Origin of the sequence: Pseudomonas parasichuanensis (assembly GCF_021601385.1) — a bacterium.
In the GTDB taxonomy this organism is placed as follows: domain Bacteria; phylum Pseudomonadota; class Gammaproteobacteria; order Pseudomonadales; family Pseudomonadaceae; genus Aquipseudomonas; species Aquipseudomonas parasichuanensis.
This window is the reverse complement of sequence record NZ_BQHO01000001.1, coordinates 1-24,974: the sequence shown is the minus strand read 5'-3', so window position 1 is coordinate 24,974 and position 24,974 is coordinate 1. Positions and strand designations below refer to the sequence as shown.

The following is a 24,974-nucleotide window of genomic DNA, read 5'->3' as shown; positions in this document are numbered from 1 at the left end:
GGTTACTCACTGATGAACGCTGATGAACCAGGTGTCTGGCTCGAGAAAATAGAACTTGATGTACCAGCCGTGCCACCTGATCAGGTGCACGTCGACCGATGCCACGGCGTGGTGGGGGCTGCTGCGGTAATGGGTGCCGTTGCAGGCGAGGATCACGTCGATGACTTGCGCCGCCGATACCGCTCCCGTCGCCAACAGGTTCTTCACCTCGATATCGCCGCGTGACGCATGCAGCTAATCACCTGCTTCGAGGGCTGCAATCACTGCGCGCCTCACTGCTTTGAAGCCTTTTTGCATAGGACATCCCTGTCAATACGAAAATCATCGTACACACCCAAGGCGAATGCCAGTCTTCCATGGCCTCAGGCGACCAGTGGTGCTCTGACAGCATCTGCCAACGCACATCACGTGGGATTGACTATGGCCCTGCGGGGCAGCCGCTGACGCGCGGCTATGTAACCGGTGCTTTCGCAACGCTTCTCGATGTATCGAGGCAGAGACTCGGGAGCGCATCGCAGCAGGTGATAATGGCCAGATCAGGCAGAACTATTCGTACACCGACAATGGGTCACCAGCGCAGTAGCCGCGGGCCGATAGCCGCCCCAAACAGGGTCGGCAGCAACATCCCCAGCACATACCAGAGCCCCCAGAACGGCACGCCCATCTCCGGGCAGTGCAGGCAGTACGCCAGTGTTGCCGTCGAGCCGGCCAGTAGCCCGCCGGCCGCACCCGCCTGGCGCAAGCGGGTTGGCGCCAGGCCGCGCAAGGCCCAGAACACGGCAATCAGGCAGGGCAGCGAGAGCAAGGCGATGTTCAAGGCACAGGTACGCCAGGTACGGCCAAGGACAAGGTCGGCGCGGGCTTCGACAGGGGCACCGAGCAGGCTGATCGCCGCGCCCAGCCAGACCAGCACCAAGGGCAGACCCAACAGCCCCCACAAGGCGCCGCCCTTCACACCCGGCCGGGCCAGCCGTTGCGTCAGCCATAACCCAAGCAGCGCCAGGCTGGCGGGCAGTGCAACCTTGGCCCAGAACAGTGGCGTGCGGGCAACCTCGACAAGGTCGCTGCGTACACCGTAGAGGGCGACCGTCATCAGCAACGCACCGATCAGGCCCGCGAGCAGTGCCAAGCCCAGGCGCTTGGCCAACGCGTGACGATCAACCGGGCCCTCGTGGCTGGCCAGCAGGGCAATCAAGTCATCAGTGTTCATGGTCACTCCTGCCTCCAATCAACCTGGCCAGGGCTTTCAGGCCCCGATGTATGCCCACCTTGACCGCCGAACTGGAGAGCCCGGTAAGGCGCGCGGTTTCCTCTACGGACAACCCCTCCAGCTTGACGTGAACAATGGGCAACCGCTGGCGTGCCGGCAATTGGTCGAGCAGGCGCTGCAGGTCCAGGCTGGCCTCGGCCGGTTCCGCCTCGGTGCCGGCGAACAGGTCAGCGTCGTCGTCCAGCGGGTCGTTGCGCGCCTCGTGGCGGGCGAAGCTGCGTAAATGGTCGGCCAGCTTGTAGCGGGCAATCGCCTGCACCCAGGCCGTCAATGGCTGCTGCGCCTGGTAGGTATGGCGCGCGTTGTGCACCGCCAGCAGCACTTCCTGCACCAGGTCCTCGACCTCGGCCGGGCGCCAGGCCAGGCGCCGCTGCAAAAAGCCACGCACATGCAGCGCCAGCGCCGCGAGGAATTCGCGGTACGCCACGGCGTCGCCCGCGAGCCCGCGCAGCAATAGTGCCTGCAGCTGCAACTCGCGCGAATGGAGCACTGCCTGAGGATTAGTTCGTTGCATTGGCCGCCTGGGTTACACCCTCGCGCGTTTGTTTTCACCAGCCTGTCGCACACCCCTGCCGTGCGAGCGTCGGTCTGCCTCCATACGGTAGGTGGCCGGCAGGTACTGCGCGAAATATTTTGTTGCGGGTGTAACCCGATGGACCCACGCCGCGAACTACTCCATGAGCCGCCGGTAACTCGCCACGGCCCCACCCTTTGGAGACCCACCATGAAAGCCTTCGCCCTCACCACTGCCGCCCTTGCCCTCGCCTCGCTGGCAGGCGTTGCCATGGCCGCAGAAACCGCCCAGCCCGCCGGCACCGGCGCCGCCATGGAAAAATGCTACGGCGTTGCCATGGCCGGCAAGAACGACTGCAAGGCCGGCGCCGGCACCACCTGCGCCGGCAGTGCCAAAAAAGACTATGACGGCATGCACTGGAAAAACGTCCCGGCCGGCTCCTGCACCTCGATCAAGACGCCCAACGGCATGGGCTCGCTGACCCCGATCAAGTCCTGAGTGCAGGAGGCCGACCATGAACGGCAACTCGCGGATAGGTGCCGGGCTGGGGCTCAAGGCCGAGCACTATGCCCAGGCCCTGGCACACCGCGCCGACGGGCTGTGGTTCGAAGTCCACCCGGAGAACTACATGGTCGGCGGCCCACGGCTTGCCTGGCTGGCGCGCATCGCCGAGCAGCATCCGCTGTCGCTGCACGGCGTCGCGCTGTCACTGGCAGCCGACGCCGAACCGGATGCCACGCACCTGCGGCGTTTGCGTGCGCTGATCGACCAGGTGCACCCGGCGCTGGTGTCCGAACACCTGGCCTGGTCCACCTGGCGCGGCCAATACCAGCCTGACCTGCTGCCCTTCCCTCGCAGCGACGAGGCGCTGGGCCGCCTCTGCGACAACATCCAGCGCAGCCAGGATGCCCTTGGGCGCTGCCTGTCCATCGAAAACCCCAGCCACTACCTGCATCTGCAGGGGCATGACTGGGACGAAATCGACTTTCTCGGTGAGCTGGTCTGCCGTACCGGCTGCGGGCTGCTGCTGGACGTCAACAATGTGCACGTCAGCGCGCACAACCTTGGTTTCGACGCAGCCGACTACCTGCGCCGATTCCCTGGCCAGGCGGTGACCGAAATTCACCTGGCCGGCTACAGCCACGACGATCAGGGCGCCCTGCTCATCGACTCCCATGACACCAGCATCGCCGAGCCGGTCTGGGCGCTGTACCAAGGCTTGATCGAACGCATCGGGCCACGCCCGACGCTGATCGAGCGTGACGGCAACCTTCCTCTGTTCGACGAATTGCTCGCCGAGCGCGACCGAGCCCAGGCCATGCTGGAGCGAACAGGAGCCTTGCCATGAACCCCACGCTGAGCCAGTTCCAGGACGCATTCGTCGAAGCGCTGCAGGGTCGGCCGGCGCCGCAACTGGCGGCACTGACCGAACAGCCGGCGTTCGCGGTGTACCGCAACACCGTGATGGCTGGCTGCATCGATGCCCTGCGCGCCAACTTTCCCAGCGTCGAACAGCTGGTTGGCCCAGCCTGGATGGGCGACGCGGCGGCAGCCTATGCGCAGCAGTCACCGCCCAGCGATACCCGGTTGATCCACTACGGTGCTGACTTCCCGGCCTTTCTCGAAGCGATACAGGCGCAGCACGGCCTGCCTTACCTGGCTGCTGTCGCTTGCCTGGACCGCTTGTGGAATGAGGCCTTCAGTGCCCCCGGCGAGCCTTGCCTGGCCCTCACCGAACTGGCCGGCATGACCGCTGGCGACCTGGCGCACAGCCATCTGCGCCCGCGCGTCAGTGTGCGTTGGCACTGGTTCGCGCAGCACCCGGCGTACAGCCTCTGGCGCTGCAGCCGTGAACAGCTGGCCTGGCCGCAGGACCAGCCCTGGGTCGCCGAAGGGGTACTGCTGAGCGGCGATGCCGATGGTGTGCACCATCACCCCCTGGAGCACGGTGGCTGCGCCTTTCTCCAGGCCTGTGCCGACGGGATGACACTTGACCAGGCATCGCAGCTCGCGCAGCAAGCCCAAGCCGACCTGGACTTCACCGACCTGCTTGGTCGGCTGTTGCAAGCCCGGGCTTTTCGTCCGCTCACATTCACCTGAGGAAGCTGTCATGGACATCATTCACCCTAGCGTGCCGGCCAGCGGCCTGCGCCACCACTGGAACCGTATTGCCGAACGCCTGCAACGGCTGCTGGGCGACAGCCTGTTGTGCCTGGTCGCCCGCTTCGGGATCGCCTCGGTGTTTTTCCTGTCCGGCCGCACCAAGGTCGAAGGCCTGCTGACCATCACACCCAGCACCTACGAACTGTTCCGCAGCGAATATGCCTTGCCGCTGCTCTCACCCTGGCTGGCGGCGCACCTGGCCACCTATGCCGAGCACCTGTTCCCGCTGCTGCTGGTGCTCGGCCTGCTGACCCGGTTGTCGGCCCTGGCCTTGCTCGGCATGACGACGGTCATAGAAGTGTTCGTCTACCCCGATGCGTGGCCCACCCACCTGACCTGGGCCGGTCTGCTGCTGTTGCTGATCGCACGGGGTGGTGGAGCGCTGTCCATGGACCGGTTGCTCAGGCTGCGTTAGGCCAACGGCTGCTCGCCAGTGCAATGCCCGCGCGCCTGCAGTACAGCGCGCAGGTGCAGCAAGGCCCGCTGGAACACCGGGTGACATTCCGCCAGTGGCAACCGGTCGAGCTCGGCCCAGAAAAACGCAAAGCAGTGGCCATGGTCATCGAGCGTCTGATGGACCCATTGTTCAGGTAGCGGCCCCATCGCTTCACACAGCTGGAACGACCACACCTGTTCCTGGTGACCGGCATCCCAGCAGCCCAGGTCATCCTTGATCAGCGCACCGCGAATCCCAGACTCCTCCCACAACTCACGCACGGCTGCCGCACCCGGTGCTTCGCCCTGTTCGATGCTGCCCTTTACCAGCTGCACACCCGCCAGCGGATGGCGGAACAGCAGCAGCCGGGGGTGCGGCGTGGATGACAGCAGCACTGCACAGGCTTTGTTGGGGAGCATGACGGTTTCCTTGTGGGCGCTTTCGGCCGGCGATCATACGCCTTCGGTCGGGCCCCTTCCGAGCCACAGAAAGTCAAAGGCCGCCAATACGCGCCAGCTCGCGCTTGAGCGCCTCAGGCTCCAGCGTGGCGAACGGCAACGCGAAGAACGCCCTGCAGCGCTGTTCGATACGGGCCAGGGTGGCCTGGAAGGCCGCCTCCACCGCCGCCTCGTCACCCACTACCTCGGAAGGATCCTCCAGCCCCCAGTGAGCCTTCAGCGCCGGGCCGAAGTACACCGGGCAGGCCTCGCCCGCCGCCTTGTCGCAGACGGTGATGACGATGTCTGGCGGGTTGTCGGCAAAGGCATCGTTACCCTTGCTGCTCAGGCCGGCGATGGCGATGCCGGCCTGCTGCAGGGTTGCCAGGCTGCGTGGCAGCACCTGCCCCTTGGGAAAACTGCCGGCGCTCACCGCCTCGAAGCCTTGCGGCGCCAGGTGGTTGAACACCGCTTCACTGAGGATGCTGCGGCAACTGTTGGCCGTGCACATGAACAAGACTCGCATGAAAGCTCCTTCGCAAAGGGGGTGGGTGTTACAGGCTCAGGCGCAGCGCCAGGGCCGACAGGGTGATCAGCAGGACCGGCAAGGTCAGCACAAGGCCGACCTTGAAGTAGTAACCCCAGCTGATGCGCATGCCCTTGCGCGCCAGCACGTGCAGCCACAGCAACGTGGCCAGGCTGCCGATGGGGGTGATCTTCGGCCCGAGGTCGCAGCCGATGACGTTGGCGTAGATCATCGCCTCGCGCACCAGGCCCTCGGCGCCGCTGGCCTGGATCGACAGCGCGCCGACCAGCACGCTGGGCAGGTTGTTCATCACCGACGACAGCAGCGCCGCGAGCAGGCCGGTGCCCAGGGTGGCGCTCCACAGGCCGTGGGCGGCGAGCTGGTCGAGCAGCCGGGCCAGCAGGTCGGTAAGGCCGGCGTTCTTCAGCCCGTACACCACCAGGTACATCCCCAGGGAGAAGATCACCACCTGCCAGGGCGCCTCGCGCAGTACCCGGCGGGTGGAGATCCGGTGGCCACGGGCGGCGACCGCGAACAGCAGCGCCGCGCACACGCCCGCCACCACGCTGACCGGGATGCCCAGCGGCTCCAGCGCAAACAGGCCGACCAGCAGCAACAGCAGCGTCGCCCCACCGACGGCAAAAGTGGCCGGGTCGCGTATCGCCGAGCTCGGCGCCGGCAAGGTGTCGGCCGGATAGCGCTGTGGCAGGTCACGGCGGAAGAACAGCCACAGCACCAGCAAGGTGGCGCCAATGCTGGCCAGGTTCACCGGCACCATCACCGCGGCGTAGTCGGCGAAACCCAGGCCGAAATAGTCGGCAGAGACAATGTTCACCAGGTTCGACACCACCAGCGGCAGGCTGGCCGTATCGGCAATGAAGCCGGCGGCCATGACGAACGCCAGGGTGGTGGCGGGGGAAAAGCGCAGCGCGATCAGCATCGACATGACGATGGGGGTGAGGATCAGCGCCGCACCATCGTTGGCGAACAACGCCGAAACGGCAGCGCCAAGCAGGATGCAAAAGGCGAACAGGCGATTGACACTGCCCCGCGCCCAACGCGCCACATGCAGGGCCGCCCACTCGAAGAAACCCGCCTCGTCCAGCAACAGGCAGATGATGATGATCGCGATGAAGGTGGCGGTGGCATTCCAGACGATGGCCCACACCACAGGGATGTCCTGCAGCGACACCGCGCCCACGGCCAGGGCGATGATCGCGCCGAGCGTGGCGCTCCAGCCGACGCCAAGGCCCCTGGGCTGCCAGATGACCAGGGTGAGGGTGAAAATGAAGACGGCAACGGCGACCAGCATGGGGACCTCGCTTGGCAGGTGTTCAGCAGCAGGCGGCAGTGCGCACCGGGCGCTCTTGCATGTTCTGCAGGCGTGTGGCGTTGGCCTGCAGCCACGCGGCATTGGCCTGCAGCGTCAGCTGCAGCACCTCGTGCACCCAGGCAGGCAATTGCGGATTGAGACGGTAGTACACCCATTGGCCCTGGCGGCGATCCAGTAGCAGGCCGCTGCTGCGCAGCTGGGCGAGGTGGCGGCTGATCTTCGGTTGGCTGTCGTCCAAAGCGCACATCAGTTCGCAGACGCACAGCTCACCCAGTTGCGCGATCAGCAAGGTGGCGCGAGCGCGGGTCTCGTCCGCCAGGCACTTGAAGAGCTCGGGTGGGGTGATCATGGCAACACCTTTACATATGGAAATCCGAATATACGGATTTCCATATATAAAGAACAGCCCCGATGCAAGGGCACGCTCTTGGCGCTGGAGATGACAATCGGAGCGCCTCCAGGCCAGCACCTATAATTGCCGGATACTGGCCCGGCGCCACCGAGCCAAGTCCACCTTGGTTGTTCTGGCGGACACGCACCTGTTCGGCGACTGACTGCTGGAGACAACGTGAGCCTTCGCTGCCGACGCTGTTGGCCATTGCTGGCCCTGGCCCTCGCCTGCCCCGCCCATGCTGCGGTGGACGCCGTCGACAACAAAACGCTGAACACCCTGCGCGCACAGGCCGAAGCCGGCGACCCGGCCGCGGCCCAGCGCTACGGCTGCCTGTTCGTCGACCCGCCAGATGCCGAGCCGGATGCCGCCAAGGCCCGCCAGTGGGTGGAACAGGGGCGCAACCTGCCCGCCCTGCTGCGCCGCGCCGACGCCGGCGACACCGACGCCGGCGACACCGACGCCATGGTGCAGATCGGCGACACCTACTTCGACACCTGCCTGCACGACAACTTCGCCCCGTTGGCCATGCCCTGGTACCGCAAGGCGGTGGCCGGCGGCGATATCCGCCGCGCCTGGCGCTTGATGGACGATGCCCGCACGCTGGACGAAAAGCGCCATTGGGCCGAGATTGCCGCCGCCATCGTCACCCCCGAGGGCAAGCCCAGGGACAACCGCTATGGCGGCGAGACGTTTTTCGCCAACCTCGCCGAACGCACCGGGCAAGACATCCCCTGGGGGCTGCGCCACGCGCCCGGCACCCGCTACCTGAGCCTGCGCCCCGTGCAGGTTCGCCTCAAGCCCGACACCGCGTCGCCGGTGATCCAGGACATCGGGCGCTGGCACCTGGTGTACGCACGCCCCGCACAAGCGCCCGGCTGGCTGGCGGTGATCGCGGCCAGCGAGGGCCCCTACCCGGATACCCTGGGCTACCTCAACCGTATCGACACAGCCTCGGTGGCGCGCTTTCTCGACCGACAACCGCAGGTGCGCCCCGACCGCCAGGCGGTGTACGGCCTGGTGGGCTACCTGCGCGAGGCGGACCTGGCCAGCCTCGACCAGCCCCCACCCCTGCCCTTGCCCACGGCGGGCCTGGTGCCCGTACCCTCGCTGTGGCGCGGTATCGGCGTCGAGGAAGACCGCCAGTTCATCACCGACTTCAGCCAGCCGCCCTATGACGCCCTGGTGCAGGTGAAAGCCCAGGGCGGCAGCTGCAGTGGTGCCGTGGTGGGCGCGCCGACCCTGGTGGTCACCGCCGGCCACTGCATCGACAAGACCGACCGCAAAGGCAAGGTGCAGGTGATAGTCGAGCGCTCGGCCACGCAGAAGGAGGTGATCCCGGCCACCTGGGTCAGCTACCAGCACAAGGGCGGCGCGGACTGGGCCATTTTGCGCCTGCGCAAGGCACCCGCCACGCCGGTGACGCCGCTGGCCTTCGCCGACAGCTTCGACGCCTCCAAATCGGCGCAACTGAAAGTCGCCGCCATCGGCTACCCCGGCGACCTGTTCAAGCTGTCCACGGCCAGGCTGGGCTTTGTCACGCCCTCGCTCAAGCAGTGCACCCTGGACATCAGCCGGCACAGCTACAACGCCCAGCAACGGACCCTCCTGTTCAACCACTACTGCAACATCTGGTTCGGCGACTCTGGCGGTCCCCTGCTGGTGTGGAACCCCGGCAACGCGCGGTTCGAACTGCTGGGTGTGCACGCCGGCGTGGACGATGGCTTCGAAGGCACCCACCGCAAGACCCTGTTCAGCGACAGCCGCTTCAGGGCCCTGATGTACAAGACCTACCAGGACGTGGAGGTGCCGTTGCTGGGCAACCGCCAGCAGGCGCTGGGCAAGGCAGACTACTTCCGGCCGGCGCAGCAGGCCGACAAGGACAACCCCGGGGTCTCGACGGTGGCACGGGCCTACCGCGAGCGGGTCGAGAGCCTGTATTTCGACCGCTCGACCCTGAGCCTGGCGCTGATCGAAACCCTGCGCCAGCAGGCCGGCCAAGGGGCACGGCTGGACGCCCCCGACAAGCTGGGTTTCTGGACCGCGCCGCCGGAGGACGGCTTCAAGGCGATCGGGCCCGTCGATGAAGCCCGCCTGGCTTGCGTGGCCGCCTGCAACAAGGCGGTGCTGCGCGCCAGTGGCGCAAGCTTGCGCTATGGCGAGCCGGTCGATTTCCAGCAGATGGCCAGGCGCGACGACACCCTGGTGATGCCGGGCTCGCGGCGGGTCATCGTTGGCGGCGACCTGTTTCACGTGGGCAACGATGGCCGGGTGGACGCCGTTGCCCGGCAGTTCATGAACCTCAAGGCCAGTGGTCCGGGGTTCAACGCGTTCTACCAAAGCCGCTACGGTGAGCCCGCCGAGGCGTTGGCGGCCACAGATACCGAGCCCACCGCCGCTCTGCACGCTGGGACGGGTGTCGGCGGTGATACCCCCGCCAGCATTCCCGGCGGCCAGCTGATCACTACGCCCGAGCTGGCCAGCACACTCGCCGCAACCAAACCGCCCGTGGTGATTGCCGCGATGGGCGGAAACATCGGTATCCCCGGTGCCATCGACTTGCATTACGCGGCCGAGGGCGGCAATTTCAGCGACCAGACCCAACAGCGCCTGGCCAAGGACCTCGCTGCGTTGACCCAGGGTGACAAGGCGCGGGCGCTGGTTTTCTATTGTCATGGCCCGCAGAGCTGGTTGAGCTACAACAGCGCGCTGCGCGCCATTGCCCTGGGCTACCGCCACGTGTATTGGTACCGCGGCGGGACAAAGGCGTGGGTCCGGTCGGGGGCACCGCTGGACTGGCTGTGACAGGCCCATCCCCTGCGACCGAATGCAACCGCTAAACCTCAAGGCCATACCATGAACCGAAAAGCACGACGTGCTGCAATGCTTGCCAGCCTGGCCGATATACCGGTGCCCGTGCGCCGGTTCGACGCTGACTGCATGACACTCATACCCGAGTGCCGGTCGATCATCGACGCCCTTTCGCTCGTCGAAAACGGCGGCGCGCAATGGGCGCATCACATCGTCACGTTATGGTTCGATGGCCCGGCACCTGCGTGGGTGCTGCTCTACCAGTTCCCGGATGTGGCCCCCTACTTCGACTTCGCGTACAGCAGCCGGCAACCGCCGCAACAGGCCTTGGCTGCGTTACTGAGCAAGTATCCCCAGTGCAAACTGCTCGATTGGTCCCCCGGCCATCTGGTATGCATTGAGGCGGTTGGGATGACCCTCGAAGTGCAGGCCGAGATGATCGGCGACTTTGCCGAAACGGTCTGGGCGCTGCGCGAACCGGTGATCACGGCTTCCTACGAAGTACTAGGCAGAGCGTGAGGGGCTCGGCGCTTGGCGAACGGCACTTTCTTGCTAGACTCGCGCCTCGCAACGCCAATCGCCACGGATGCCACTTTTGTCATGAGACGCCTGCTCCCCCCTCTCCTGCTTACCTGCTTCAGCCTCCCTGCGTTCGCCCAACCCGCACCGCTGCTTCCCGGTGAAGCGGAGTATCGGCAAGCGGTGCCGATCCTGGACGAGATCGACCGCAGGATGATGGAACTGGCGAACGGGCGCGGGCCAGACGGCCGCATGAATGAAGCCTCAAGGCTGGCCTTCGTCGATTACACACAGCAGCATCTGCCCAGCGCCAATACGCTACTGGAGGCCGCCATCGCGGCCGGCAACCCTGCCGCCGAGTATCGCTTGGCGCAGTTGCTCAGTGTCCTGGACGGCCAGGCGCGACGCACCGAGATGTGTGAACTGTTCAAATCGAGCCTCAAACGCGGTTTCACGCCGGCAGCGCTGCAGATGCGGGTGAGTTGCCTGAGTGATATCGACACGCCCGAGTACATTGCGCAGGTCAAGGCCTTGCCGGAAATACCCGGGCCTTATGCCCGCTACTATCCGCAGCCGACCCTTTTCGAGTACTGCTCGCTGCCCCGGCAAAGGCCCACCGTGATACTGCAACTCGATGAACTGGCCTTCAGGGCGAATCTGTATTTCGCCATGCGTGATGTGCTGGTTGATACAGGCGCCAAGGACAAAGACGTGAAATTTGCGTATCAGTTGAAAGCACTGGCGTACGGTTGCCCGCGGGCTCAGGGGTGGCTAGACAGGCAGATATGACCGCTTCGCGGTGCCCTTGGGCGTTCCCCTTCGCAGCGCAGGCCTTGGCCTCACCGCTGCGGGCAATCACGCAACCGTCTGCGTATCTGAACGGTATTGGGGCTCGCACAGCGGCGCACCGCAGAACGTCCCGAAACGCAGCCCCACCACCAACCGCTGCGCCGCCAGCTCGAACAATTCACTCAGGCATGGCAGGTGGAAGTGTGCGGCCATGCGCTCGGTCGAGTCCCAATAACCGGTGATAACCCAGGTACTTTCAGGATCGCGGCTACAGGCCAGGCTGTAGGCCGCGCACCCCGAGAGGCGATTGAGCTTCACCAACAACCTGTTCAAACGCGCCTTGAGGACGGCGCTCGAACCCCTGGCCGGCTTGATCTCGACGGTACTGATCGCAACGATACCCATGGCCCCTACCCCCGACGGCTCATTGCGCCATCAACCTGCGCGCCAATGCCACACCATCCTCGCGGCTGCCCACGACGAGCAAGGGATAGCCCCAGAACAGCTCGAACTTGGCCGCGAACGCGCTGGCCGCTTGCTGCTTAGCCAGGTCCGGCTCGATATGAATCTGCGCCTTGACGACGCTGCCCAAGGCGGCCTTGTGGCGCTTCATCCACAACGACAACTGCTTCTGCTCCTCGTGGCTGGGTGCGGCCTGCGCCTGCTTCGCCCGTTCAGCGTCCAGCAGCACGAAGGGTTCGCCACCCGCCAGCAACGCTTCGAAGGCCTTGAAGCCCTCATCATCGGTCTGGATGCCCGCCGTGCCCACGTTCATCCAGACCATCGGAAAGCCTGTGGAATCCAGGATCATTTGCCTCGCCCTCGGTAGTGAATGGAATGCAGGGGCACGATATCCGCCACAACGCCTTTACGTCATTGCACAACTTGGCCACACTATTTTTCATTCCGGCCAATCGTATTCATCTGCTGCGAGGCATCCCTCATGCAACCCATCTGCACCGACGACCTGTCGCTTGCGTGGGACGTTGACAGCATTGCGCGCCAGGTGACGGTGTTGAACGCCTCTCGCGTTGCCAAGGACTGGGAGCACGCCCCGCATCAGCACCGCAAGGCACAACTGATCTATTCGGTGCGCGGGGTCCTCAACTGTGAAGTCGCCACCGGCGTGTGGATCGTGCCGCCGCAATGCGCGGTGTGGATCCCCGGCGGCATGCTGCATACAACCCGAGGCTCGGGGGAAACCGAGTGCTACTGCCTGTTCGTCGAACCCGAGGCGATCGACAACCTGCCGACCGCGTGTTGCACGCTTGCGGTGTCGCCACTGCTGCGCGAGTTGCTGCTCAAGGCCACGGCCTTCGAGCCGCTGTACCCGCTGCACGGTCGAGAGGCCCGGCTGATTGCCGCACTGCTGGACGAGTTGAGCGAAGCACCTGTCGAGTACCTGCACCTGCCGATGCCCCGGGACCTGCGCCTGCGCCAACTGGCGCAAGGGCTACTGGCCAACCCGGCAGACAAGACCACGATGGACGAATGGGCCCGACGCATTGGCGTGAGCGAACGCAGCCTGAGCCGCCTGCTGATGCAGGAAGCCGGCATGAGCTTCGGGCGTTGGCGCCGGCAGTTGCACATCGTGCTGTCGCTGCAACGCCTGACCCAGGGTGAGAGCGTGCAGACCGTGGCACTGGCGCTGGGTTATGAAAGCGCCAGCGGGTTCGTCACCATGTTCCGCAAGGCCATGGGCAAGCCACCGGCACGCTACCTGATCGAGCGCGGGATGGCTTCGGACAGTGCGGGTGCCATTGTGCTTGGGCCTTGAGGGGGTCAAGGCAGCAGGGTGATCTGTGTGGGAGCGGGCTTGCCCGCGAAGCAGCCACCGCGCTGGCTGGCACCGGCTGCGCCGGTGTTCGCGGGCAAGTCGCAGCGGCGAACCGCCGCTCCTACAGGGAACGTGCGAGCCAAGTGGGCTTGCCGGCGATCACCGCGAGTACACCGTCCACAACTGCTCGATCCGCGTGGTATAGGACGGGCTCATCATCCCCCGGCGCATCCCCCACTCAGGCGTGTCGGGAACGCTGCCGGCCCTGAGCGTCCCCCGCCCATAGCGCCCGTTGACCTCGTCCAGCACCGACATCAGCCGGCCACTCGCCAACGGCTGGCCCTGCGCGAACAGGTCATCGCTGAACTCCCCCGGCTGGCGCAGATCCAGCAACAGCACCTCGGCCTTGCTGTAGCGATAACCCGCCTGGTAGATCCGCGCCACCGCCTCGGTGGCCATCCGCGTCAGCAACAAGGTGTCGTCGGTGGGATAAGGCAGCTCCACCAGCACGCCCTGCACATGGTGGCGCTCATCGGGGTTGAACAGCCCGGTGCGGATGCTCACCCGCATGCGCTTGCACAGCGAACCCTGGGCCCGCAGCTTCTCGGCGGCGCGCCCAGTATAGGTGGCCACCGCTTGCTTGATCGGCGCCAGCTCGGTGAGGCGCTTGCCGAACATCCGGCTGCAGCAGATCTCCTGCTTCGGCGGATCGGCCTCTTCCAGCGCCAGGCACGGCGTGCCGGTGAGCTCGCGGGCGGTCTTCTCGACCACCACGCTGAATTTTTCGCGCAGCATGCGCGGGTCGGCCCGGGCCAGGTCCATCGCCTTGCGGATGCCCAGCTCGGCCAGGTGCGCGGTCATGCGCTTGCCGATCCCCCACACCTCCTCCACCCCGGTATTGCGCAGCACCCAGTCGCGCTTGAACGGCTCGCAGATGTCCACCACCCCGCCGGTTTGCGCCTGCAGGCGCTTGGCCATGTGGTTGGCGAGCTTGGCCAGGGTCTTGGTGCGGGCGATGCCCACCCCCACCGGGATGCCGGTGCAGCGCAGCACCCGGGCGCGGATATCGCGGCCGAACTGGGTGAGGTTGCCGGGGATGCCGGTGAAGTCGGCGAAGCACTCGTCGATGGAGTAAACCTGCGCCGCCGGCACCATCGACTCGATCAACCCCATCACCCGCTCGCTCATGTCGCCGTACAGCGCGTAGTTGGACGAGAACGCCAGCACCCCGTGGCGGCGCAGCTTGTCGCGGATCTGGAAGTACGGCTCACCCATCCGCGCGTAGGCCTTGGCCTCGGCGCTGCGGGCGATCACGCAGCCATCCGAGTATCTGAATGACCCTAACAGTTAGTTGAGTGTAAGATATTGATTTATAAGCAAATTAACTCCCTAACATTTTTTTGATTATTTTCCTTCGTTCCTGATGGCGATACTCCTCGACTAAGCCTATTTCAGACGTGGCTTCGCAAAGCAGGGCGGCGGATCGCAATCGACGATAGCTTCACTGTATACTTTTGGCTCCGCATACCCCTTGAGCTACAGGAACACCAGCATGACTGTACTCCAAACGCTCTACTGGCAGCCTACGCCGCCTTAGCGCTACGCCCCCTCGCAACAACCTCGCCTCCGCCAGTTTCGCTGGCGGCTGCGTACTGCTGTATGCCCGGTTCTTACACCCAAAGCGCACAGCAAAATAATCCTCACAATTTGAATTCGTATCGACGCGCTCGCCATTTTCCTGGCATGCGTGCGGTGCATTGCTTTGGATATTCTGATGCTACAAACACTCAAACAAACGTGGTTTTCCAACGTCCGTGGCGACGTGCTCGCGGGGATCGTCGTCGCACTTGCGCTGATCCCTGAAGCCATCGCTTTCTCTATCATTGCGGGCGTCGACCCCAAAGTTGGTCTCTACGCCTCATTCTGTATCGCCGTGGTGATCGCCTTTGTCGGTGGCCGCCCAGGCATGATTTCAGCCGCGACAGGGGCCATGGCACTGCTGATGGTGACCCTGGTCAAGAACCATGGTCTTGAATATCTGCTGGCCGCCACGCTGCTGTGTGGCGTGTTGCAAATTGGTGCTGGCTACCTGAAGCTCGGCTCGCTGATGCGCTTCGTTTCGCGCTCGGTGGTGACCGGCTTCGTCAATGCACTGGCGATCCTGATTTTCATGGCTCAGCTGCCCGAGCTGACCAATGTCACCTGGCACGTCTACGCCATGACAGCCGCAGGCCTCGGCATCATCTACCTATTTCCCTATATCCCCAGGATCGGCAAGCTCATCCCATCGCCACTGGTGTGCATCATCGTGCTGACCGCAGTCGCCATGTCGGTTGGGCTGGATATCCGCACGGTCGGTGATATGGGGGAACTGCCGGATACGCTGCCAATCTTTCTCTGGCCTGACGTGCCGCTGACGTTCGAGACGTTGGCCATCATCTTCCCTTACTCGGCAGCGCTGGCCGTGGTCGGTCTGCTGGAGTCGATGATGACCGCGACTATTGTCGACGACCTGACCGACACCCCCAGCGACAAGAACCGCGAGTGCAAGGGCCAGGGCGTGGCCAACATTGCTTCGGGTCTGATCGGCGGTATGGCCGGCTGCGCGATGATTGGTCAGTCGATCATCAACGTGAAATCCGGCGGTCGTTCTCGTCTGTCCTCCCTGGCCGCAGGTGTATTCCTGCTGCTGATGGTGGTGTTCCTCGGCGACTGGCTGAAGCAGATCCCGATGGCTGCGCTGGTGGCAGTGATGATCATGGTGTCCATCGGCACCTTCAGTTGGGATTCGCTGCGCAACCTGAAGAAGCACCCGTTGTCGACCAACATTGTCATGGTCGTCACCGTTGTGGTCGTGGTGGCCACCCACAACCTTGCCTTCGGCGTGTTGGCCGGCGTGCTGCTGGCCGCGATGTTCTTCGCCAACAAGGTTGGCCATTACATGGCGATCAGTTCTTCGCTGGACGAATCCGGCGAGCATCGTAGCTATAACGTCACTGGCCAGGTGTTCTTCAGCTCGGCAGACAAGTTCGTCGCGGCCTTCGACTTCAAAGAAGCCCTGAACAAGGTAACCATCGACCTGAATCGCGCCCACTTCTGGGATATCACCGCAGTTGCTGCCCTGGACAAGGTGGTTATCAAGTTCCGCCGCGAAGGCACCGAAGTTGAAGTGTTAGGTCTCAACGAAGCGAGCGCCACTATCGTGGATCGATTCGGAGTTCACGATAAACCCGACGCCATTGATCAACTCATGGGCCACTGAGAAGGAGAACAACGATGACCCAAGTAATTGCCTGTATCGACGGTTCCACCTCGGCTCCAGCTGTGTGCGACTACGCAGCCTGGGCCAGTCTGAGCCTGGAAGCCCCGCTGACCTTCTTGCATGTGCTGGATCAGCGCCAGTACCCAGTTGCGGCCGACTTGAGTGGCAATATCGGCCTTGGCAGCCGCGAGCATCTGCTCGATGAGCTTGCTTCCCTGGATGAACAGCGCGGTAAGTTGGCCCTGGAGCAGGGGCGGATCATGTTAACGGCCGCGAAAGAGCGGGCCATGACGGATGGTGTGACCGCGCCGGAGTCCAAGCAACGTCATGGCGATCTGCTGGAAAACCTGCAAGAGCTGGAAAGCGAAACGCGCCTATTGGTCATCGGTCGCCAAGGCGAGTCTAGCGGCGGTCTGAGTCAGCATGTCGGAAGCCAGCTGGAGAGCGTGATTCGTATCATGCACCGGCCAATCCTGGTCACCCCGGCCAACTTCCAAAAGCCCGAGAGCGCGATGCTGGCCTTCGATGGCAGCGCTACTACCCGCAAGGGTGTGGAGATGCTGGCGGCCAGCCCCCTGCTGAAGGGGCTGCCGATCCACCTGGTGATGGTTGGGCCAGTGAACGACGAATCGTCCGCGCAGCTGGACTGGGCGCAGAAAGTGCTGCTCAACGTCGGATTCACTGTTCGCGCCGAGACCCTGAACGGCGAGATAGAGCCTACCTTGCACGCCTATCAGAAAGAGCACGGCATCGACCTGCTGGTGATGGGGGCCTACGGTCATTCGCGCATCCGTCAGTTTCTGGTCGGCAGCACCACGACCAGCATGCTGCGCACCACCACTGGCCCACTGTTGCTGCTGCGCTAACGGCCATGGACGACGCCCTCGATCTTGCCCATTTCAAGACCCTACTGGAACAGCGGGCTGCCGAGCTGGATCGGTTGCTGGAAGACGCTGAGTCTCGCTCGCAATCGGTGGAGTTGGATCAAAGCAAGGTAGGGCGTCTGTCGAGGATGGACGCACTCCAGCAGCAAGCGATGAACGATGCCATCCGCAGTCGGGCGCAGCATGAACGCGTCCGCCTCCAGCTGGCCCTCAAGCGTTGGCACGAGGGCGAGTATGGCTGGTGTAACCAATGCGGCGAGTTGATCGCCTCGGGCCGCCTGGAATTCGATCCGGCCACGCCGTTGTGCATCACCTGTGCGAGCCGCGCCGAGTCGGATTGAAACCATGACAGCTCGTGACGTCAGTCCCAATTAACGAGGCTTCTAATGTATTTGATGGCTAAAAACTGGTTGGGCCGAACACAGAAAACAAGTGCCTGGATGTGGGCACTGCTGTGCTTTGTATTGCTTACCGTATTCCAAGTCCGCACCCATCACCTTGATGATCGGTTGTACTTCTGGATCAAGACCCACTGGCACACCGACGATTGGCAGGAGCGCTCTGTGTGGCTGCCTGACTATCGGGTTGAGCTCGATGCTAAGCCGGTTCCCGGTGTGGACAACAACCTTTCGGGCCTGACCTTCGACCCTGACCTGAACCTGCTATGGGCGGTTACCAACGGCCCAAACGAACTATTGGCCCTCAGTCGTGACGGTGACGTGGAAAGGCGCTATAGCCTGGACGGTTTCCACGATGTGGAGGCGGTGTCCTATGCCGGCAACGGCCAACTGGTAATCGCCGAGGAGCGCCGGCAGAGCCTTGTTATCGTGGATGTCCCCCTCGCCGAAGGCAGTAAGCTTTCTCCCGGTCGCTCATTGAGCCGAGACCAGTATCCAGCTCTGACCTTGGCACTTGGCAAGGCGGACAACAAAGGCCTTGAAGGGCTCGCCTACGACCTGAAAGGTGATCGCTTGTTTGTGACCAAGGAGCGTGACCCTCGCCAATTGCTGGAAGTGGGCGGCCTTCGTGCCAGCCTGGCAGGAGGTTTTTCCCTGCACGTGCGCGACCTGTCCAACTTGGTAAAGGACAAGGTATTTGCCACTGACTTGTCTTCGGTCGTCTTCGATCAACAGAGTGGCCACCTGATATTGCTCAGCGACGAGTCGAAACTGCTGATTGAAATCACCGATGAGGGCAAGGTGGTGAGTTTCCGCTCCTTGGCGAGGGGGTTTGCTGGTTTGCTGAAAGGCATACCCCAAGCCGAAGGCGTAACCATCGACGATGAAGGGTATTTGTACGTGGTCAGCGAGCCGAACTTGTTCTATCGCTTTACCCGCGAGACAGACTGACCAGTCAACAAGCTACAGTCAGGCGTGGCCGGGACGCTTGAACTGTTAGCGTGCGATTTTTACGAATTCTGCGGGTTCCCCATCAGGGCCTAGTTGGGCCCTGGTTTCAGAGGGAGTGCGGTGACCTTACCGTTGGCAACCGCCTTCAGCTGAATCATCTCGAATATTAGTCGCTGGTTAACCGAAGCCAGCCGAGCTACCTCCGCTAAAAGCTGATCATTCTCTGCACGGAGCACCCTGTTCTTTTCTTTCTCGCTCATCAACGCTTGATGCTTAGAGTCTCGCTGGGCTCGCACCGACTTGCCAACGATGTTGCGAATCCTTTCCGCTATGCTTGGGTAAGTGTTATGGATGAGTCCCGGAGTCACACCTGCGGCACGGGCAACGGATGTGATGGAAAGCTTTCCGTCACCAGCAATGAGATCGTCGACGACCTTGTTGAGCGCGGCGAGTGTCTTCGACCTGGAGCGAATAGGAGAGTCAGGGCCCACCGCCTGTCTAGTCATTTGCCGCCTCCTCCATTTCCTCAACTGGAGAAAGGCCAAGGCTGGTAATTACATCTAGTGCAACCTGCAAGTCGCGTTCTGCGCGCTGCCTAACAGCCGGGCCTGCATCCTCAATTTTTATCAGCTCTCGCTGTTGAATGTAGATGTCCTGCCAAGTGCTGGCGAAGACTTCATCGATCACCGAATTTTTGCACCCTGGACACCGTGTGGCTTCGTATAGACCAGCACCTCCGCAGCCCCGCTCTGTGGCGATGCACCAGCCGTGTCCAGTCGCACGAATGTTGGCATGTGGGGCGGTCTGGGCAAGCAAAGCAGCTCTATCCTTGATTGGAATTGCCCGCAATTCCACAATCTTTTCGCCAGCGCCCCCTGCCAGTGGCTGATCATCGAGCCATGATTCGATCAGGTCAATTTTAAACTCTGTCATCTGCTGGAAGATCTCATCAAAGAGAGTCAGGTCTTGCTGCGGATTGGATGCATAGAGTTGGGTCATACTCATGCTGCTGTGTTTGAACTGCCATTTGAGGTAGATCAATGAAGTGCGGCCCATACGGGATTCTACAAAGCATCTTGCATATGTTCGCCTGCATTGATGCGTCCTCAACGGCCAATCGCTTCCAGCGGCTTTAGCTATACGGTCAAACGCAGCATTGGATGCTTGCCCGCTGAGAGCCTCAACATGATGGCTTTCCTGAACTTTCCCTCCTTGTGTGTTTCGTCCCAAAAATAGTTTATTCGCGTCTTTTCGGGCTTTTTCGAGCCTAAGGAGATGTTCAGTTGAATACGAAAAATCCCGATTGCTTGCAAGCTGTCTAATCTCTTCATCCAGCTCTTTTCTGATGGGTGCTGAATATTTTGCCAAAAGACTTAAAGCTTCAATCGTTAGTTCTGGCACAAGATATTCGACTTGGCCTTTACCTGTCTTGTGCTCGACTGTGGTCACCCAGCAAAAATTAATTCCATTTCTTAACTCTTTGCGCCAAGCGCCAACCTCAATTCCAATTGCCTCGTCATTGCGCATGCCGCTAGTGATTGAAACTATATACAGAACAGCATCTCTGCAACGAATTGCCATCCGTTCATCACTAGGATGATATCCAATACCATTGACTGCCAATTCGGCCTTCATCTCCCGGACAATGCTTTCGCAATAGTTGAAAATCCTAGATTGTTCATCATGAGGAATGATATCTGTTCGCCCGACGTTTTTAGTGGCAGCACCCAACCCTTTTACATTCGCGACCCCACAAATCCGCCACAATGTCGAATTACCCCAAGGATAACTCTGAATGGGAAACATCGTGTCGACAGAAAACACCCAAAGAAAATCAATAACCCGTAATCGCCCATACAGCGGGAGAGGCCTTAACTTCAATTCATATTTGCAATGATGAACGTAATTGCTGACATGGATCGGACGGACATCTGCAAAGCTTGAAACTCCTAGATTGTTTAACCAGCGAACAAAAGGCATCACGCTGACGACGGCGAAAGTAGTAATGCCCCGTGCGATAGGAGGTTTGGATCTAGGCATTCCTCTTTTAAACCAAGCATAAGCAACAGCTTTGCAGTCATCAATAAGCGCCCGAGGCATGCCCATATCCCAGTTGATGAATTTATAAGAATGAGCAATATTGGCCTGATCAAAAAACGGGCGAAGATCCCACTGTGCATCGCCAAACCTGCTAAGAACGAAGGTTTCTCCATCTTCATTAACGATAGCGCTGATCACGATTGCATCCCGCTCTGCGGGACTTAGACCATTCGCTGAAACTGGCTGTGCGATGAGGACATCATATGCCTTTAACACCGCATTCGTGGTTCTTATGCTCAAATTTCGCCGCCCAATTTTTTCTTCATGAACTCGATTTTTTTAGCCCAGAACAAGTGCGGAGATGACTCAGCCTGAGCCCTTGCTTGCGAAACCAATGCAAGATCAAACTTCTGGGTGAAATCATCTATCAATCGAATATAGTCAAACTGACGCTTGCGCCATGCGCCCCACTCGTCCGTGAGAAAGTATTCGACTTCTGCATACAAGAATTGTTGGTAGCTGAACAGCCGGTATAAGTCCTCCAAGGTGCCTACAATTGCATAGCTAGGGCAACCGAGGCAGTGGATGAATTCAGAACAATGATTGACGCCATCCTTTGGTGCCAGACTACCGTAAAGGCTATCTTTGCAGCCGCCTGGTGGGGTTGGTATGACGTTTATGCCACGTAGTTTGTCCGGAAAAGCCTCCCCAACAAATGTCGCCCCGTCGACCTTGATCTCATCGTTGATTTTCAAATAGTGATTATCGGCGACACCAGGGGTATGACCCATAACGGAGGAAACTTCTATAATGTCGCCACCGCTCAGTTTCCACAAACGGCTTTCCATAGTCTTTCGCAGCCGACTAAGCGTGACATTTAGCCGATTGCCTTGATCATCCTGAAGCGCATGACGCTCACAAATGCTTTTTGCCGTGACATATAAAGCACCGGGTGTAAGGGTAACGATGTCGTTCGAGCGGCCAGGCTGGCCCGAGCGATATAACCACACACATGAAGATATTTCATCAGGTGCCAGTGCTACGAGTGGCTTAGAAATCTCCAGCGCCTTATTGAGGACTGCCACCCCATCCAGGGGAATAGCACTGTACTCATCTAGCAGATTAGTCTGACGGATTGTTTTGCTCTGTGCGCCTTTACCTCGACGTTTGACGGTAGTAATCAACCTGAGATTAGGAATAAATGGGTGAGGCTGTAGGGCATCCCTTTTCATCTCCAAGAGCGGCGTAGTATTGATTCCAGACCTTGCCGCAGTAATTAGTAGCAATACAGCCATCGCCTCCGCGCCATTTCCAAGGAATGTACCCTTATGGATGGCAATAAGATCTGACTTCAAAGCGCCAATCAGCCTTTGCATTTCACCCAAGGTGAGCGGATCTGCATCTTTAGTGCTCTGCGAATTATTAGGAAATGGATTGAGGGGCAAAAGATCGTCAAGATTAACTTCAATAAATCCATATTCAGCCAAAACAACAACTAACGACTTGAAGCTAGTATAGTAATTCTTGGCTGTCGAGCCGTTAGGGTATTTTAGCCTCAGCCAAGAGACGTATCGATCCAAGTGGCTTTTGGTAAGACTGTTTGGCGTTGCAGGTGGCGACTTGACCGAACCTCCACTCAAGAAATTTATAAAAAATCTCAGCCCGTTCGTAGAGTAACCAATCAAGGTCGTCACTGAGAAGTTTCCTCCTTGTAGCAAAGCTTTGATAACGTGAAGACTTTGAATTGCCCAAGCGTCGAAGCCCAAGCCTAAATATTTCGTATGATCGAGTTGCCTGTGGTTTCTCGGGTTTCTCGGCAGGTCAATCTTGATATCATCTTCGACAGCCTCGAATCCTTTTGTAACCGACCGCATAACCGCCTTGTAGCTTTTTTGCCGAGCCAATGGTGCTACCTCAAATACGCGAAACCGAATCAGTCATAAACATCATGTCAATTTCGTCCTCGTGAGCAAGGACGGATTGGGCTTCAAGCTGGTTTATGAGATGCAAATAGATCATAGTTGTTTGCACATCTGAATGCCCCAGCCTATCTCGGACATACAACAATGGCTCACCTTCAAACTCTTTGCTTTTTCGAAGAGCAAGCAAGGTATAAGTCCCATAGGTGTGGCGTAGCATGTGGGCCCGAACATAGAAACCGCACTTTCTTTCATAGGACTTCATAACGTCCACTACGGAATCTTTTGAATAATGCCTGCCTTCATTAGTCAGCAGCAGCGCGGTAACACGTCCATCACCATTGGACTTACGAACCTCTCGTTGGTGAAGGGAGTAAGACCACATGCTCTCCATCAACGACCATGGCACGTCGATAGTTCTAGGCCGGTCGTACTTGATATGCATGTCTGAAGGATCAAGAGCAACACTGATCATTTGCCTTGGGCGCAGTCCCTTCTTCAACCTGGGGTTGAACACATATTTGAGAGGAAAAGACCTCGCTTCACAGGAGCGAAGGCCGGTACGCACCATGAGGTGGAACAATATCTGGTGGCTTGGATCGGTATCCAGGGCAAGGCATACCTTGACTTGATCCTTGGTCAGGAATTTGGTCAAGCGCTTTCGGTCGCGAACCATCACCGAAACTTTCGTGCTCTCGGCTCCGGGCAGAGCGATATGACTGAGAAGACCGGAATGTTGGGCAACTCTTACCCTTTTCTCACCGAAGGGCAGCACAGTTATCAGGTTGCGCTGCTTAGCCCATCGGTAGAACCTCACGATCAAGGCCAGACGATTGTTCACCGTGCCGGGATCAAGTGCTAATTCTCCGCTCGACCAATCCCTGTACCTCGACAGAGCACTCAGACCGTGAGCCGGGCTTTCCTCGTCCCAGCCCAATCCATTGGCTTCCAGGAAGGCAAAGTAATCGTACAGACGCCGTCCATAGGCTTCCCAAGTCAAATCGCTTAGGGCCTCACCTGACTCGATAAGCGTGTGCCAAAGGAAGGATTGAGCTGGCTCGACTGGCCATCCCTCTGACCCAATCAGCAACGGAAAGCCTTCAAAGGATCGACCTGCTAATGCTAGGTCTTTTGTTGCGAATACCAGCCTCATGCCGCTGCCCTAAAACACTTCCAATGGATTGCCTTATGAAGCCTGGAAACTGCTGTTCCAGAGGGGTTCAGAAGGTGGCGCGGACTCTACAGGATTTACTAACGATTCCCACCCCTCAGATCGTTGTTGCTCAGCACCACGATCGGCGTGCGCGCAAGGTCTGGCCGGAACACCCGCTCGCAGCTGGCGTAGAAGCTGTTGCAGTCGATCAGCGCGAACACCGGCTCAGGCGTTGGGGTCATGGCTGCGCACACTGAAAGTCACCACGCCCCAGATCGCCAGCTCGTCGCCTTCGAGGATGTAGCGCGGCGGGTAGCGCGGGTTCTCCGAGCGCAGCGCCACCTCGCCACCGACCCGGTGCAGGCGCTTGCACAGCGGCTCGCCGTTGACCGCCGCGATGACGATATGCCCGTGGCGCGCCTCCAGGGCGCGGTCGACGATCACCAGGTCGCCGTCGAAGATCCCGGCGCCCTGCATGCTGTCGCCGTCTATCCTGACCAGGTACATGTGCGGCGCACGCAGGTTGAACAGGTCGTCCAGTGACAGCGGTTGCTCCATATGGTCCGCCGCCGGCGACGGGAAGCCCGCCGGTACGCGAAACAGGTAGCGCGGGAGCGAAGCACTCCCGCAGGCGATCGGGCCGAGGATGGCGGTCATGACGCAGCCTTGAAATAAACTGTATGTATATACAGTTAAAAGCCATTCCAGGCGCCGGTCAATTTCGGCGTAGGAAATTTCGACAAATGGGGGAGACACACCATGTGCGGACGCTTCGCCCAGTACCAGGGCCTGGCTGACTACCTGCGCGAACTGCAGGCCGAGCAGGACGTGGTCAGCGGCTACGATAACCACCCCATCGCCCGCTACAACGTCGCCCCCGGCAGCCGCGTGCTGGTGCTGCACAACGCCGAAGACGGCTTGCGCATCGACCCCTGCCATTGGGGTTGGGCGCCGTTCTGGGCCAGGGACAAACGCCCCGCGCCGATCAACGCCCGCGTCGAGACCGTGACCACCGGCAAGTTCTTCAAGGCCCTGTGGCCCCAGGGCCGAGCGCTGGTGATGGCGGATGGGTGGTATGAGTGGGTGGCCGACCCGCAGGACCCGAAGCGCAAGCAGCCGTATTTCATTCGCCTGAAAAGTGGCGCGCCGATGTTCATGGCGGCGCTGGCCGAGGTGCGGGTGGGGTTGGAGGCGAACGAGGGGGATGGGTTTGTGATCATTACCGCGGCCAGTGATGCGGGGATGGTGGATATTCATGATCGGCGGCCGGTGGTTTTGGGACCGGAGCATGCGCGGATGTGGATTGATCCGCAGGTGACGGCTGCTGAGGCTGAGCGGGTGGCGAATGAGCAGTGTTTGCCGGTGGAGGCGTTTGAGTGGTTTGCGGTGGGGCGCGGGGTG

27 protein-coding genes and 2 pseudogenes are annotated in these 24,974 nt (G+C 60.9%); 13 read left to right on the top strand and 16 right to left on the bottom strand.

The features are described 5' to 3' along the window. Window positions 1-6: 6 nt before the first annotated feature. The 3 genes from L6D77_RS00145 to L6D77_RS00135 all read right to left on the bottom strand — a co-directional run bounded on the left by L6D77_RS00145 (window position 7) and on the right by L6D77_RS00135 (window position 1,784). Window positions 7-207 (bottom strand): hypothetical protein, encoded by a 201-nt coding sequence (locus L6D77_RS00145; RefSeq protein ID WP_232879977.1) that lies wholly within the window; start codon window positions 205-207, stop codon window positions 7-9. Between the two features lie 361 nt (window positions 208-568). Next, window positions 569-1,210 (bottom strand): DUF1109 domain-containing protein, encoded by a 642-nt coding sequence (locus L6D77_RS00140; protein ID WP_232879978.1) that lies wholly within the window; start codon window positions 1,208-1,210, stop codon window positions 569-571. Then, the gene (locus tag L6D77_RS00135; RefSeq protein ID WP_232879979.1) at window positions 1,200-1,784 is read right to left on the bottom strand and encodes a sigma-70 family RNA polymerase sigma factor; all 585 of its coding nucleotides are present in this window, start codon (window positions 1,782-1,784) and stop codon (window positions 1,200-1,202) included. Before L6D77_RS00135 ends, L6D77_RS00140 begins: the two co-directional genes overlap by 11 nt. Window positions 1,785-1,994: 210 nt before the next feature. Between L6D77_RS00135 and L6D77_RS00130 the strand changes: the two genes are divergently transcribed. The 4 genes from L6D77_RS00130 to L6D77_RS00115 are packed head-to-tail and all read left to right on the top strand — an operon-like array spanning window position 1,995 to window position 4,362. Further along, complete coding sequence (locus tag L6D77_RS00130) at window positions 1,995-2,282, top strand: BufA1 family periplasmic bufferin-type metallophore (RefSeq protein WP_232879980.1); 288 nt, start codon at window positions 1,995-1,997, stop codon at window positions 2,280-2,282. A 16-nt stretch (window positions 2,283-2,298) separates the two neighbouring features. After that, entirely contained in the window at window positions 2,299-3,132 is an 834-nt protein-coding gene (gene bufB, locus L6D77_RS00125) for an MNIO family bufferin maturase (RefSeq protein WP_232879981.1), read from the top strand. After that, a complete protein-coding gene (locus L6D77_RS00120; RefSeq protein WP_232879982.1) occupies window positions 3,129-3,884 on the top strand; it encodes an HvfC/BufC N-terminal domain-containing protein in 756 nt (251 codons plus the stop codon). Before bufB ends, L6D77_RS00120 begins: the two co-directional genes overlap by 4 nt. A gap of 10 nt (window positions 3,885-3,894) precedes the next feature. Next, window positions 3,895-4,362: a DoxX family protein gene (locus L6D77_RS00115; protein ID WP_232879983.1), complete on the top strand. Its 468-nt coding sequence runs from the start codon at window positions 3,895-3,897 to the stop codon at window positions 4,360-4,362. Here L6D77_RS00115 and L6D77_RS00110 read toward each other — a convergent pair. The 4 genes from L6D77_RS00110 to L6D77_RS00095 all read right to left on the bottom strand — a co-directional run bounded on the left by L6D77_RS00110 (window position 4,359) and on the right by L6D77_RS00095 (window position 7,028). Then, complete coding sequence (locus L6D77_RS00110; protein WP_232879984.1) at window positions 4,359-4,802, bottom strand: NUDIX hydrolase; 444 nt, start codon at window positions 4,800-4,802, stop codon at window positions 4,359-4,361. The two genes, L6D77_RS00115 and L6D77_RS00110, sit on opposite strands and share 4 nt — an antisense overlap. Before the next feature lie 73 nt (window positions 4,803-4,875). Continuing rightward, the gene (locus L6D77_RS00105; protein ID WP_232879985.1) at window positions 4,876-5,346 is read right to left on the bottom strand and encodes an arsenate reductase ArsC; all 471 of its coding nucleotides are present in this window, start codon (window positions 5,344-5,346) and stop codon (window positions 4,876-4,878) included. A 28-nt stretch (window positions 5,347-5,374) separates the two neighbouring features. Then, window positions 5,375-6,658: an arsenic transporter gene (locus L6D77_RS00100; protein WP_232879986.1), complete on the bottom strand. Its 1,284-nt coding sequence runs from the start codon at window positions 6,656-6,658 to the stop codon at window positions 5,375-5,377. 22 nt (window positions 6,659-6,680) lie between these two features. Next, window positions 6,681-7,028 carry a metalloregulator ArsR/SmtB family transcription factor gene (locus L6D77_RS00095; protein WP_232879987.1) on the bottom strand — a complete coding sequence of 116 codons (348 nt, stop codon included), beginning with the start codon at window positions 7,026-7,028 and terminating at the stop codon, window positions 6,681-6,683. Window positions 7,029-7,247: 219 nt separating this feature from the next. Here L6D77_RS00095 and L6D77_RS00090 point away from each other — a divergent pair, with 219 nt between their 5' ends. The 3 genes from L6D77_RS00090 (at window position 7,248) to L6D77_RS00080 (ending at window position 11,189) form a co-directional block, all read left to right on the top strand. Further along, complete coding sequence (locus L6D77_RS00090) at window positions 7,248-9,875, top strand: trypsin-like peptidase domain-containing protein (protein WP_232879988.1); 2,628 nt, start codon at window positions 7,248-7,250, stop codon at window positions 9,873-9,875. Between the two features lie 78 nt (window positions 9,876-9,953). Next, a complete protein-coding gene (locus L6D77_RS00085) occupies window positions 9,954-10,400 on the top strand; it encodes a hypothetical protein (protein WP_232879989.1) in 447 nt (148 codons plus the stop codon). Window positions 10,401-10,481: 81 nt separating this feature from the next. Next, on the top strand, window positions 10,482-11,189 hold the full coding sequence (locus L6D77_RS00080; protein WP_232879990.1) for a hypothetical protein: 708 nt from the start codon (window positions 10,482-10,484) through the stop codon (window positions 11,187-11,189). Between the two features lie 66 nt (window positions 11,190-11,255). On the opposite strand, the gene L6D77_RS00075 is transcribed toward L6D77_RS00080, so the two are convergent. Then, the gene (locus L6D77_RS00075; protein ID WP_232879991.1) at window positions 11,256-11,594 is read right to left on the bottom strand and encodes an antibiotic biosynthesis monooxygenase; all 339 of its coding nucleotides are present in this window, start codon (window positions 11,592-11,594) and stop codon (window positions 11,256-11,258) included. 19 nt (window positions 11,595-11,613) lie between these two features. After that, a complete protein-coding gene (locus L6D77_RS00070) occupies window positions 11,614-12,000 on the bottom strand; it encodes a hypothetical protein (protein ID WP_232879992.1) in 387 nt (128 codons plus the stop codon). A gap of 132 nt (window positions 12,001-12,132) precedes the next feature. On the opposite strand from L6D77_RS00070, the gene L6D77_RS00065 reads away from it, so the two are divergent. Continuing rightward, window positions 12,133-12,966 carry an AraC family transcriptional regulator gene (locus L6D77_RS00065; RefSeq protein WP_232879993.1) on the top strand — a complete coding sequence of 278 codons (834 nt, stop codon included), beginning with the start codon at window positions 12,133-12,135 and terminating at the stop codon, window positions 12,964-12,966. Between the two features lie 159 nt (window positions 12,967-13,125). On the opposite strand, the pseudogene L6D77_RS00060 reads toward L6D77_RS00065, so the two are convergent. Next, window positions 13,126-14,292, bottom strand: a pseudogene (locus tag L6D77_RS00060) (Y-family DNA polymerase); the annotation flags it as partial. A gap of 448 nt (window positions 14,293-14,740) precedes the next feature. Here L6D77_RS00060 and L6D77_RS00055 point away from each other — a divergent pair. The 4 genes from L6D77_RS00055 to L6D77_RS00040 are packed head-to-tail and all read left to right on the top strand — an operon-like array spanning window position 14,741 to window position 18,461. Further along, entirely contained in the window at window positions 14,741-16,228 is a 1,488-nt protein-coding gene (locus tag L6D77_RS00055; protein WP_028692951.1) for a SulP family inorganic anion transporter, read from the top strand. Between the two features lie 14 nt (window positions 16,229-16,242). Further along, a complete protein-coding gene (locus tag L6D77_RS00050; protein ID WP_028692952.1) occupies window positions 16,243-17,094 on the top strand; it encodes a universal stress protein in 852 nt (283 codons plus the stop codon). A 5-nt stretch (window positions 17,095-17,099) separates the two neighbouring features. After that, on the top strand, window positions 17,100-17,453 hold the full coding sequence (locus L6D77_RS00045; RefSeq protein WP_028692953.1) for a TraR/DksA family transcriptional regulator: 354 nt from the start codon (window positions 17,100-17,102) through the stop codon (window positions 17,451-17,453). Window positions 17,454-17,498: 45 nt separating this feature from the next. Beyond that, a complete protein-coding gene (locus tag L6D77_RS00040) occupies window positions 17,499-18,461 on the top strand; it encodes an SdiA-regulated domain-containing protein (RefSeq protein ID WP_028692954.1) in 963 nt (320 codons plus the stop codon). A gap of 89 nt (window positions 18,462-18,550) precedes the next feature. On the opposite strand, the gene L6D77_RS00035 is transcribed toward L6D77_RS00040, so the two are convergent. The 6 genes and pseudogenes from L6D77_RS00035 to L6D77_RS00010 all read right to left on the bottom strand — a co-directional run bounded on the left by L6D77_RS00035 (window position 18,551) and on the right by L6D77_RS00010 (window position 24,230). Then, window positions 18,551-18,967 (bottom strand): TetR family transcriptional regulator, encoded by a 417-nt coding sequence (locus L6D77_RS00035; protein ID WP_079384160.1) that lies wholly within the window; start codon window positions 18,965-18,967, stop codon window positions 18,551-18,553. Beyond that, entirely contained in the window at window positions 18,960-20,699 is a 1,740-nt protein-coding gene (locus L6D77_RS00030) for a tyrosine-type recombinase/integrase (RefSeq protein ID WP_223271185.1), read from the bottom strand. The genes L6D77_RS00035 and L6D77_RS00030 overlap by 8 nt, the downstream gene beginning before the upstream one ends. Before the next feature lie 98 nt (window positions 20,700-20,797). Beyond that, window positions 20,798-22,405 (bottom strand): hypothetical protein, encoded by a 1,608-nt coding sequence (locus L6D77_RS00025; RefSeq protein ID WP_032904191.1) that lies wholly within the window; start codon window positions 22,403-22,405, stop codon window positions 20,798-20,800. A 10-nt stretch (window positions 22,406-22,415) separates the two neighbouring features. Then, on the bottom strand, window positions 22,416-23,573 hold the full coding sequence (locus L6D77_RS00020; protein WP_028692960.1) for a tyrosine-type recombinase/integrase: 1,158 nt from the start codon (window positions 23,571-23,573) through the stop codon (window positions 22,416-22,418). 119 nt (window positions 23,574-23,692) lie between these two features. Next, a pseudogene (locus tag L6D77_RS00015) lies at window positions 23,693-23,815 on the bottom strand (Y-family DNA polymerase); the annotation flags it as partial. Beyond that, on the bottom strand, window positions 23,799-24,230 hold the full coding sequence (locus L6D77_RS00010) for a LexA family protein (protein ID WP_125463400.1): 432 nt from the start codon (window positions 24,228-24,230) through the stop codon (window positions 23,799-23,801). The pseudogene L6D77_RS00015 and the gene L6D77_RS00010, both read right to left, overlap by 17 nt. Before the next feature lie 102 nt (window positions 24,231-24,332). On the opposite strand from L6D77_RS00010, the gene L6D77_RS00005 reads away from it, so the two are divergent. Further along, window positions 24,333-24,974, top strand: a 642-nt coding sequence (locus L6D77_RS00005) for an SOS response-associated peptidase family protein (RefSeq protein ID WP_236169932.1), incomplete at its 3' end; no start/stop codon positions are given.

Bases quoted from the DNA above. Each gene is read 5' to 3' on its own strand.
- L6D77_RS00140 (WP_232879978.1), bottom strand. From the start codon at position 1,210: ATGAACACTGATGACTTGATTGCCCTGCTGGCCAGCCACGAGGGCCCG.
- L6D77_RS00135 (WP_232879979.1), bottom strand. From the start codon at position 1,784: ATGCAACGAACTAATCCTCAGGCAGTGCTCCATTCGCGCGAGTTGCAG.
- L6D77_RS00130 (WP_232879980.1), top strand. From the start codon at position 1,995: ATGAAAGCCTTCGCCCTCACCACTGCCGCCCTTGCCCTCGCCTCGCTG.
- bufB (WP_232879981.1), top strand. From the start codon at position 2,299: ATGAACGGCAACTCGCGGATAGGTGCCGGGCTGGGGCTCAAGGCCGAG.
- L6D77_RS00120 (WP_232879982.1), top strand. From the start codon at position 3,129: ATGAACCCCACGCTGAGCCAGTTCCAGGACGCATTCGTCGAAGCGCTG.
- L6D77_RS00115 (WP_232879983.1), top strand. From the start codon at position 3,895: ATGGACATCATTCACCCTAGCGTGCCGGCCAGCGGCCTGCGCCACCAC.
- L6D77_RS00110 (WP_232879984.1), bottom strand. From the start codon at position 4,802: ATGCTCCCCAACAAAGCCTGTGCAGTGCTGCTGTCATCCACGCCGCAC.
- L6D77_RS00105 (WP_232879985.1), bottom strand. From the start codon at position 5,346: ATGCGAGTCTTGTTCATGTGCACGGCCAACAGTTGCCGCAGCATCCTC.
- L6D77_RS00100 (WP_232879986.1), bottom strand. From the start codon at position 6,658: ATGCTGGTCGCCGTTGCCGTCTTCATTTTCACCCTCACCCTGGTCATC.
- L6D77_RS00095 (WP_232879987.1), bottom strand. From the start codon at position 7,028: ATGATCACCCCACCCGAGCTCTTCAAGTGCCTGGCGGACGAGACCCGC.
- L6D77_RS00085 (WP_232879989.1), top strand. From the start codon at position 9,954: ATGCTTGCCAGCCTGGCCGATATACCGGTGCCCGTGCGCCGGTTCGAC.
- L6D77_RS00080 (WP_232879990.1), top strand. From the start codon at position 10,482: ATGAGACGCCTGCTCCCCCCTCTCCTGCTTACCTGCTTCAGCCTCCCT.
- L6D77_RS00075 (WP_232879991.1), bottom strand. From the start codon at position 11,594: ATGGGTATCGTTGCGATCAGTACCGTCGAGATCAAGCCGGCCAGGGGT.
- L6D77_RS00070 (WP_232879992.1), bottom strand. From the start codon at position 12,000: ATGATCCTGGATTCCACAGGCTTTCCGATGGTCTGGATGAACGTGGGC.
- L6D77_RS00065 (WP_232879993.1), top strand. From the start codon at position 12,133: ATGCAACCCATCTGCACCGACGACCTGTCGCTTGCGTGGGACGTTGAC.
- L6D77_RS00055 (WP_028692951.1), top strand. From the start codon at position 14,741: ATGCTACAAACACTCAAACAAACGTGGTTTTCCAACGTCCGTGGCGAC.
- L6D77_RS00050 (WP_028692952.1), top strand. From the start codon at position 16,243: ATGACCCAAGTAATTGCCTGTATCGACGGTTCCACCTCGGCTCCAGCT.
- L6D77_RS00045 (WP_028692953.1), top strand. From the start codon at position 17,100: ATGGACGACGCCCTCGATCTTGCCCATTTCAAGACCCTACTGGAACAG.
- L6D77_RS00040 (WP_028692954.1), top strand. From the start codon at position 17,499: ATGTATTTGATGGCTAAAAACTGGTTGGGCCGAACACAGAAAACAAGT.
- L6D77_RS00035 (WP_079384160.1), bottom strand. From the start codon at position 18,967: ATGACTAGACAGGCGGTGGGCCCTGACTCTCCTATTCGCTCCAGGTCG.
- L6D77_RS00020 (WP_028692960.1), bottom strand. From the start codon at position 23,573: ATGAGGCTGGTATTCGCAACAAAAGACCTAGCATTAGCAGGTCGATCC.
- L6D77_RS00010 (WP_125463400.1), bottom strand. From the start codon at position 24,230: ATGACCGCCATCCTCGGCCCGATCGCCTGCGGGAGTGCTTCGCTCCCG.